The 1,208-nt window shown below is 62.2% G+C and carries 1 protein-coding gene and 1 pseudogene; one reads left to right on the forward strand and one right to left on the reverse strand.

Annotated elements, in window-relative coordinates; translation table 11 throughout:
* A partial coding sequence (locus DBR24_RS12575) for a LysR family transcriptional regulator (RefSeq protein ID WP_146189026.1) occupies positions 1-817 on the reverse strand: 817 nt, incomplete at its 3' end.
* Positions 818-978: 161 nt separating this feature from the next.
* Between DBR24_RS12575 and DBR24_RS12580 the strand changes: the two are divergent.
* Positions 979-1,208 (forward strand): annotated as a pseudogene (locus DBR24_RS12580) (alpha/beta hydrolase); the annotation flags it as partial.

Raw genomic sequence — 1,208 nt, forward strand, 5'->3', positions numbered from 1 at the left:
GCGGATACACCGCCGATAACGTCAGCGGCTCCGGGCGCAAGTCATCCAGCACCGGCACCAACCGGCCATCCTTCAGCGCCGCACCCACGATGAACGTCGGCAGATAGGTAATGCCCAACCCCTGCACCGCCGCATCACGCAGCAACTCGCCGTTGTTCACGCGCATACGCCCGGTGACATTCACCAGCAACGGTTTGCCCTGCCCTGCGTTGAAGCGCCACTGCACCGAACGACCGTGGCCATAAGGCAGGCAGTCGTGGCTGTGCAGCTCTTCCGGCTTGAGCGGCGTGCCGCGTTCTGCAAGGTAGGCCGGGCTGGCGCAATACACGCGCTCGATGGAGGCGATGCGGCGGGCGATCAGCGTCGAGTCTTCCAGCACGCCGATGCGCAGCGCCAGGTCATAGCCTTCGCCGAGCAGGTCCACTGGCCGATCGCTCAGATCCACCTCCACCGTGACCTCGCGATAGCGTTGCAGAAACATCGGCAGCAGGCACCCCAAATGCGCCACGGCAAACGACAGCGGCGCACTCAGGCGAATCGTTCCGCGCGGCTCGGCGGTCTGCCCGGCAATGCCCTGCTCCACCTGTTCAACTTCGCTCAACAGCCGTAGCGCCGATTCGTAATAGCTCTGGCCCAGCGGCGTCACGTCCAGGCGCCGGGTCGAGCGGTTCAACAGCCGCACCCCGAGGCGCTCTTCCAGTTGCATCAAGCGGCGGCTGACGAACTGCTTGGACAGCCCCAACTGATCGGCTGCTGCGGTGAAGCTGCCGGAGTCCATGACCTGGCAAAAAATACGCATGTCTTCGAACGGGTTCATTGTCACTTCCTGGTGGACAGTTAAACGCTTTATAGCCGCTTTTTCACTTTTCGACAGCTCATTAATCTGTGCTCACGGTGTTGCTGAGGCCTGAACCCCAGCGCCACAGCAGCCCGCAATCCAGGCAAACAACTCAAAACATAGTCAAAAGGATTTCCAGCATGAACATCGTCAAGAAAACCCTGACCGCTTCCCTCCTCGCCCTGTCCATCGGCAACGCATTCGCCGCCGAAAGCAGCGGTGTCGAACACAACACCCAAGCGTTCCTCAACGCCCTCGCCGCCGGCGGTGGCAAACCGCTGGAGCAACTGAGCCCGAAAGACGCCCGTGCGGTGCTGACCGGTGCCCAGGCTTCGGTGAAGGTGGACCTCTCCGGGGTTGAGGTCAGCGA

The organism is Pseudomonas sp. HMWF006, from assembly GCF_003061205.1.
In the GTDB taxonomy this organism is placed as follows: Bacteria; Pseudomonadota; Gammaproteobacteria; order Pseudomonadales; family Pseudomonadaceae; genus Aquipseudomonas; species Aquipseudomonas monsensis.